Below are 8,268 nucleotides of genomic sequence, written 5' to 3' on the forward strand. Positions count from 1 at the left end.
TGATCACGGGGTGATCGTCGACGTGGAAGCTACAAGGTCGATCCGACAGGCAGAAGTCGGGTCGACCAAGACCATGCTGGATCGGGTGAAAGACAAATTCGGCCTGGTCCCTGACTGGATGATCGCCGACACAGCCTATGGTTCAGGCCCAATGCTCGGCTGGCTCGTGGAACGCAAGATTGATCCATTCATCCCTGTGATCGACAAGGCCGGACGCCCCGATGGGACCTGGACACGCACAGATTTCGACTGGGATGCGCAGAACGACCAATACATCTGCCCCGAGGGGCACGCGCTCAAGCAGTTCCGCCGGAATTATTCCGATCCGGACCGGGGTCCGACGGGCAAGGGCACTGCGAAGTATCGTGCGCTGAAGCTGACCTGTCAGGTTTGCCCATCCAAGCCGAAGTGCTGCCCCAATGCCGACGCCAGATCGATCACGCGTGAAGAACACGAAGATGCCCGTCAAGTTGCCAGGGATCTGGCCAAAACGGATGCATACGCGATTGCGATGAAGCTCAGGAAGAAGGTCGAAATGCTCTTCGCCCACCTCAAACGTATTCTCGGCCTGAGCCGGCTTCGATTACGTGGTCCATGTGGCGCAATTGACGAATTCCTACTCGCCGCAACCGCCCAGAACCTCCGCAAACTGGCCAAGATCATTCCTGCACCGCAGCAAACGCGCAAAGCCTGACAGGAAAGACGCGCGCGCCGGATTTGGAATAGCTATTTCTGCGCTCGCAAACGTTAGTTTTTCCACAAAATCGGCGGATTGCTGACTTTCGCCGCGGCTGCGAGCCGTGGATGCATCGGCGTAGCAAACTGTCATTCAGATCTGCTCGTTACCTGACTGAGCTCTGCAAAGCGGGAGGGCAGCTCAGAGCTCTATTGCGTCCTATGTTCGATGATGTGTGATTGAAAATTTGGTGCTATACTTACAAAACAGTATTTCCCGAAGGCATCGTCACTACCGATGATGGTTTGGAAGCTGACCGTGCCTCCTCGTTCAGCATGTGCTATTGTTTATGGCATCATGCACGGTCGCCGCGATTTCATTAAGGCTCTGTCCGCCACAGGATTGCTTTTGACCGGGCGGGCACAGGCCCGTCCGGCACAGGATGCGTGGCGGATGTGGAAAGACCTCTATTTGCAGGGTGGCCGCGTCATCGATCATGACCAAGGCAGGATCTCCCATTCAGAGGGACAGGGATACGGTCTATTGCTGGCACAGGCGCATGGTGACGAGGTAACCTTTCGCTCTATTGAGAACTGGACGAAGCAACATTTGGCTATCCGGCAAGACAGGCTGATGGCATGGAAATGGGAACCCTCCAAAGAGAACAACATCACCGATTGGCAGAATGCCACGGATGGCGATCTCTTCCGGGCATGGGCGTTGTTGCGCGCCGCCAGAGATTCGGGTTGGCATGACTTCGGCGAAGTGGCTGTCTCTATCGCCCATGACATCGCCGATCTCTGCCTTGCTCCGGACCCGAGGGCACCTGGTGAGCTGCTGCTGATCCCCGGCGCCGAAGCGCGGCGGGATGATGATCGCGTCTTGATAAACCCGTCCTACTTTATGTCGCGCGCTTTACGGGAGCTTGGTGTAGCGGCAGACGAGCCGCGCCTTATCCGCGCGGCGGATCATGGTGAAACAGTTCTGGCAGAACTTGCCACGACAGGGTTTCTTCCCAACTGGGTTGATGTCACGCCGACGGGGTTTGCGGAGCCGATGGAACATGACACCCTTTGGGGGTATGATGCTTTACGCATCCCGCTCTATCTCGTCTGGTCAGGCCAGAAAAATCATCCGGCGGTTGCTTTGGCGCAAACGCTGCTTGGTGGCGGTGACATTCCGGATCATCTGGTAGTCGAAGCGATTTCGGAGGGTGCACCAAGGGCACAGAGCAACCATCCAGGCTATCGTGCGATACGCGACTTTGCTGCCTGCTCCTCTCCGCTTGATTTATCCAGCGGTGACCCGCAAAGCGATTATTATCCTGACACCCTCCTGCTTCTGGTTGAAGTTGCCATGCGTGAAACAGATTGTCCGCGGCAAGATCAGCCATAATAGGGTTAAGTCACCAATATTCTCTCACGGGAGTTGGTATATTTAACAATCATCTTTAAGATGAGTGAGAAAACTGACACAAAATATACGGATCTTTTATGAGATACACGGCACTTGTTATCGGCATTTTGACTGTCATTCTTGCTTTATGGATCATGGTAGGCGAGCAGATGTCAGGGGCCAGTGCCAATGCCGTTGTAAACGCACCCGTGGTCACTGTGCGCGCGCCCGTCGCCGGAACGCTCCGGTTGCCTGAGCGTCAGTTCGGCTCGCGGGTGTCGCGCGGACAGATGATCGCGAGTGTTCAGGATACGCTCGTGGATCGTGTCAGGCTTTATGATCTCTTGATGGAACTGCGGCTGGAACATGCGGCGCGACTTCAGATCGAAGAAACGCTTGAGGAAACACAAAATCTTCGCCAGCAGTTGGTGGACCGCGCAGAGACTTTCCGTATGCATCGATTGCAAGAGCTTGAGACGCGTCTTTCTCATGCCGAGGCACGTCTTGCCATCCTTGAGGATACCGACAGTCCTGACGGAACTGTGCAACAATTCCCGGACACGGACGGGCCGAACATTGTGTCCGCCACATCCCGCCCAAGAAGCCTGATGCTTGAAGATGCCCGTGAGCAAGTCGCTGTTCTCGAGATCGCGCTGAGCGCTGCACGACAGGGTGTTTTTCTGGGCGACGGTTATAATGATGCGCCCAATTCCGAACAACGCGTGACCGAACTGGACAGCGAGATCAACACTCTAACCACTGGGGTTGCCGAGGCTCAGGCACGGCACGCCGCTGTCGAAGAGCGCATCAGCCGCGAGAGAATCCGTGTCAACGGCCTGACCGGAGGCGAGATCGCCGCAACGGTTAACGGCAGCTTCTGGGAAATTCTTGAGGCGGATGGCGTGACCGTGCAGCGCGGTGATCCTTTGGTGCGTCTGGTCGATTGCGACTCGGCCCTCGTGACGCTTTCCGTCACCGAGCGGGTCTATAACCAGCTGGAAATCGGTCAGGCCGCAAAGTTCCGGCTTGGTGGCACATCAGCCGTCTATGACGCCACAATCAGCCGACTGGCTGGCAGCGGCGCAGAGACGATCTACCGCAATCTGGCTGTCGCACCGAGCCAGCGCCATCTCGAGCGGTTCGACGTGGCGCTGATCGTGCCGGACCTGCAAAGCGATACGAACGCAAACTGCATGATCGGCCGCACTGGCAGAGCCTTCTTCGACAACCGCCCGCTTGACTGGCTACGCGGTATCTTCGGTTGATATGCCCGATATTTTCTATCTGAGCGAACTTCAATCCAGCACCGTTCACCTGCTGCTTGTCGTAGGGATCGGCATGATCCTTCCCTATTGGATCGATCCGCAAAACAACAGGCATCGCACCATTCTGATGGCGGTTACCTTCCTGTTGGCGTCCCGCTACATCTGGTGGCGTGGCACCGAGACGCTTGCACCGGCAGGGCTGACACTGGACATGCTCGCGAGTTGGTCGCTTTTCGGGTTTGAACTGCTGGCGATGGTCGGATCGGTCAGTTCGTTTGTGATCATGTCGCGGATGCGGCTACGCAGCGACGAAGCGACCGCAAATGCCGGATGGTGGGGCGAGACGGAACCGCGTGTCGCCATCCTGATCGCCACCTATAACGAAGAGCAGGATGTGCTCGAGCGCACAATTGTCGGGGCCAAGTCCTTGCGGCATAGCAGCAAGGAAGTGCTTGTGCTGGACGACAGCCGCCGCGATTGGTTGCGCGATTATTGCGCGCAGCAAAGCGTGCGCTACATGCGGCGCCCCGACAACAAAGGCTCCAAAGCCGGCAACATAAATCACGCGCTGGACAGGCTGGCCGAAGACCCTGTTCCGCCGGACTTTGTCGCGGTGCTTGATGCCGACTTCATTCCGCACCGTGGATTCATCTCTCGGTGTCTGGCGTTGTTTCATGATCCCGCTGTTGGTCTTGTGCAGACGCCTCAGCATTTTTTCAACGCCGATCCAATCCAGCATAATCTGGGGATCAGCCATTCCTATCCTGACGAGCAGCGCTTCTTTTTTGACCATATGCAGCCCTCCCGCGATGGCTGGGGTATCGCTTTTTGCTGTGGCACGTCCTCCATCTGTCGCTGGACAGCGCTGCGCGACATCGGCGGGCTACCGACCGAAAGCGTGACAGAGGATTTTTTGCTCACGCTCACGCTTCAGGACCGGGGATGGACAACCGCTTACCTTGCAGAACCGTTGACTGAAGGATTGGCGCCCGAAGGCTTGAAAGAATACACCACGCAACGCGCGCGCTGGTGCCTTGGCCTGATGCAAATCGCCCGCTCGAACCTCGGACCATTGGGGAAAAACGATCTGCGTCTGCGCGACAGGTGGAGCGTTGCGGACTCGGTCCTGTTCTGGATGACCAGTTTTCCTTTCCGTATTGCTGTCGTCGTGTATCCGCTGCTCTACTGGTATTTCAGCATCATCGTGGTTGATGCCGCGCTGGCCGATGTCCTGTCTGTTTTCGGGGCTTTTTTCATCTGGTCGCTCGTCGTCCAGAGAGTTCTGATGCCGGGTATGGTCGTGCCCATCCTTCATGATGTGGGGCAGCTTCTGAGCGCCATTCCGATCACGCAGGCCGCCTTTGTGGGCATGCTACGGCCGAAGGGGCACCCGTTCTCCGTTACCGCAAAGGGTGGCGACCGCACAAAAATTGTGGTGCAGTGGCGCATGATGGCCCCGTTCCTTGTGCTGCTGATCCTGACCGTGATTGGCCTGATGCTAGGCATCATGTTTGATCACTTCGCCTTTCACGATGCGGGCGATGGCAAATGGGTTGTCCTGTTCTGGACCGTCAACAACATCTTCGTTCTGTCCCTCACAGTGCTTGCCTGTGTCGAACTGCCGAGACGGGAGCGCCACATCGCCGACCTGCCGGATCGGGGGATTCTGATCACCAAAGACGGCATCCGTCAGGAGTGGATACGCTCGCTCACGATTGACGAGGCCCGGTTGCGCGGCAAAAGCCATCCTGTCGGCACAACGGGCGAGTTGCGCCTGACAGGGATCGGCGATGTGCCGGTCACTGTCACAGAAAAGACCGTGGATGGTGTCAGGGTCAGGCTACAGCCCACGGCAGAGCAGCGCGAAGCTCTTCTGGTCCGGTTCTATGCAGAGGGCGAGGCGCCGGGCACAGATCGGGCAAAGCTCTCTGGCTTACTGTTGGGATTGAGCCGCCGCCTGACGCTCAACGGTCGTCGCTAACGCGATCCTGCTGCAAACGGGTCAACGCCTCTGAAAGCTGTGCCGCCTCTCGGGTGATGCGGGAATTGGCCGGATACTCCAACGACCCGTCCGCAATACGCTGCGCCGAGATGGCAAGCCGCGCAAATGGTGTCATAAATATCTGGCTGTAAACAACCGCGACACCCAATGCGAAGATGATACCCGCCAAAATAGCGTAGAGAGCTCCGCTACGCACCAGTCCGGCGCGGAAATCAAGCGTGGCGGGGTCCAGCCTACCGATCATCCTCCAGCCGAAATTCGGCAAATCGCCATAGGTCACTTGCGGCACAAGCGAGGCGAAGTATTCCTGTCCGTCCGGCCATATTTCTTGCCCTCTGGACTGGACACCTGTCTGTGCGGCACGCAAAATCTGCAAATCCCCGGCAACCGGCTCCTCACCTGAGGACGATGCCGAGACCTCGCCGTTCTGGTTGACCAGATAGAGCTCCAGCCCGAACAAATCCGCTGTCTCGCGCAAGTAGCTTTCCAACCAGTTTTCGTTGATATGGACACCCAGCACTCCTGCCAAATCGCCATTCGCATCTGTCACGGGACGTGCCAGATCAATGAATCGGATCGGCTCGTCACTGCCGCTATCCAGAAGCTGCGCGAGCAGAACCGCATCATGAACATCCCCCGCATAGCCGCCGGTCAACCCGTTGCGATACCAAGGACGTTCGCTGACATTCTGTCCAACCAGCAGCCCGTTGTTTGCGGCGACAACCGAACCGTTCAGATCAGCAAATCCGATCCAAGAGACGCGCCCGCCATCACCGCCTGCACCCGTGAGAAGCTGTGTTAGCGTGGCGGGCTCAAGCGCGGTAACGCGCTCAGACAGATAGACAAGATCGCGCCATTCCCCTTCGAGCGTTCGGGCCAGATCCTCGGCAGCGGCGGCAGTTCTAAACCGGACGGTGTAATCCAGATTACTTTCTGTCAGACGCTGGGATTGCAGATGCACAACGGCTGACAGAAACGCGCCCGCACAGCCTGCACATAACAGGGTGAAGACCAGAACGGATTGACGAAGCGTGAGATTGGGCAAGTCAGACCTCCCTCAGAAAGTATTGATATTGAGCCCGAAAAAGACTTCTTCCGAACTCAGCTTATAGCCAAATCGCAGGCTGACCGGCCTGTCGGTGATGCGTTTACTCACCGCCAAGGTTGTTTCGCTGTAGTTGTCACTTCCGCCCCGCGACAGTTCCAGCCCCAAGCCCGTCGCCTGCCAGTTCAACTGTCCCAACACAAACCATGCGCTTTCGACTGTGCTAACCTCGGCCAAGGTAAAAACACCGCCGAAAGAGGTCGGGGTGAATCGTTCGACGGAAAACCTGATACCCGGCTCCGGGCTGGACCACGCACCGTCCTCGCGCTGAAAGCCAAACGACGGGCCGACTTTCATCATGGCGATATCGCCTATCGGAAATGCGTATGCGATACTGGTAGAAACAGAGGTCCCATCCTCGTAATCCGCCACGTTCAGCCCGTAGTTCCAGGCTCCCTGCGCCATGGTCGCCACAAGCCCCTGTGTTTGCCGTCCGGCATCCGCTTGCAGAAAATAACCGTCAGCCCATACCTGCGAGGGAAAGCACAATAGTGCGAAACACCCCGATCTATGAATGAACTGCCAGCCTGATTTCATATCAGGTCTCCTTCTTTAGAATACTGTTCTTTAGAGGTTGTATACGATTAAGCGCAGAACTTCTATGAAATGCTTCGTCCTGCTCACCAGACACTCATTCCGTGAAAATACCGCAAGATGCACGAATGGCTGCTTCTACGGGCCGCGATGCAGCATACGAAGCAGTGGCGAACGGCAGCAGAGGGCCGAGAGGGACGCCTACCCGAGGTCATCTTGCGTGGTTTCTGCTGCGCTGCCGCAGGTCAGGACATCCGCGCCGTGAAATTCACCCCCAGCCGCACGGCGACAGCCCCGTGCTGCCCGACCTGCTGAGCCAGACCCCAGTAGGCAAGCAGATCGGCACCGTCACCGCCGATGGCGCCTATGACACGCGCCGCTGCCACAAGGCCATCATCGGGCGTGATGCTGTCCCGTTCATTTCGATCCGCAGGAACGCACGTCTGCGGAAGGAGGACTGCCTGGCGGCATGCCTCCGGAACGAAACCCTGCGCGCCACCCGATACTATGGCCGGGCCTTCTGGAAACGATGGACGGGCTATCACGCCCGAAGTTGGGTCGAAGCGAAGATGCGCTGCCTGAAAGCCTTCGGCGAGCGCATCGGCGCGAGAGAACCCGACCGCCAGACCGCCGAAATCCACATCCGCATCTCCCTCATGAACCGCTTCTCGGCCCTCGGCACCGCCGAGATCGAACGCGTGGCAGGTCATAACGTCAACGGGGTAAGGGGAAGTCACGTCTCACGCGAGGGGAATGCAACAATGCCGTCTTGACGCACCGTGGGCGCTTTGTTGTGACCACGGGTTGGCTCAGTCCACCAACGCGGCCTCCCAACGTTTGAGACATTGACGAGCGGTCGGGTGCCCAATCGAGCCTGCAGTCCCCATGAGCTCCGGAAAGATCGCCTCAATTTCTTCGCGCTGCGCGGCGCTCATTGTGTTGAGCGCCATGGCTCCCAAGTGCAGGCTTTCGCTGGCGATCCCCTCGCTAAAGACGATCTGGTGATGCTTGAAAGCAAGATGCACGTAGTGCACCCTGCGCCGTGGTACCTGCCGGATCGTCGTTCCGTTCACCAGATGGACCGCAGCCACCAGCACCTGACCTTGTCCAAAATACAACTCTGTCCGCCAGTCCGAAACCAGCATCCGATGCTGCGGAGATACCACAATCTTGCGCCGATTACCCAAGGCACCAGCCGCAATCTCGACAGGCGCCATGCGACCAAGTCCTGGCACCTCGCGCTGGCCAACCCAGTCCACCGGCTGCAATCCGTGATCAAGCGTCCGCACCA

Annotated in this window: 7 protein-coding genes and 1 pseudogene; 5 read left to right on the plus strand and 3 right to left on the minus strand. The window is 57.8% G+C overall.

Annotated elements, in window-relative coordinates:
* From GZH79_RS19020 to GZH79_RS10110, 4 genes are all read left to right on the plus strand, one after another.
* A partial coding sequence (locus tag GZH79_RS19020) for a transposase (protein WP_249219087.1) occupies positions 1–694 on the plus strand: 694 nt, incomplete at its 5' end.
* A 279-nt stretch (positions 695–973) separates the two neighbouring features.
* Entirely contained in the window at positions 974–2,071 is a 1,098-nt protein-coding gene (locus GZH79_RS10100; RefSeq protein ID WP_249219088.1) for a glycosyl hydrolase family 8, read from the plus strand.
* Positions 2,072–2,169: 98 nt separating this feature from the next.
* A complete protein-coding gene (locus GZH79_RS10105) occupies positions 2,170–3,336 on the plus strand; it encodes an HlyD family secretion protein (protein ID WP_211643658.1) in 1,167 nt (388 codons plus the stop codon).
* Between the two features lie 292 nt (positions 3,337–3,628).
* Positions 3,629–5,317, plus strand: coding sequence for a cellulose synthase catalytic subunit (locus GZH79_RS10110; protein ID WP_249219100.1), 1,689 nt, complete (start codon positions 3,629–3,631; stop codon positions 5,315–5,317).
* Here GZH79_RS10110 and GZH79_RS10115 read toward each other — a convergent pair.
* Positions 5,301–6,383: a cache domain-containing protein gene (locus GZH79_RS10115; RefSeq protein WP_211643660.1), complete on the minus strand. Its 1,083-nt coding sequence runs from the start codon at positions 6,381–6,383 to the stop codon at positions 5,301–5,303. The two genes, GZH79_RS10110 and GZH79_RS10115, sit on opposite strands and share 17 nt — an antisense overlap.
* Before the next feature lie 12 nt (positions 6,384–6,395).
* Positions 6,396–6,980, minus strand: a complete 585-nt coding sequence (locus tag GZH79_RS10120) for a hypothetical protein (protein ID WP_211643661.1) — start codon at positions 6,978–6,980, stop codon at positions 6,396–6,398.
* A gap of 246 nt (positions 6,981–7,226) precedes the next feature.
* Between GZH79_RS10120 and GZH79_RS10125 the strand changes: the two are divergent.
* Positions 7,227–7,681: pseudogene (locus tag GZH79_RS10125) on the plus strand (IS5 family transposase); the annotation flags it as partial.
* A gap of 105 nt (positions 7,682–7,786) precedes the next feature.
* Here GZH79_RS10125 and GZH79_RS10130 read toward each other — a convergent pair.
* Positions 7,787–8,268, minus strand: a 482-nt coding sequence (locus GZH79_RS10130) for a Hint domain-containing protein (protein WP_211643662.1), incomplete at its 5' end; no start/stop codon positions are given.

The organism is Loktanella sp. SALINAS62, from assembly GCF_018263905.1.
GTDB lineage: Bacteria > Pseudomonadota > Alphaproteobacteria > Rhodobacterales > Rhodobacteraceae > Loktanella.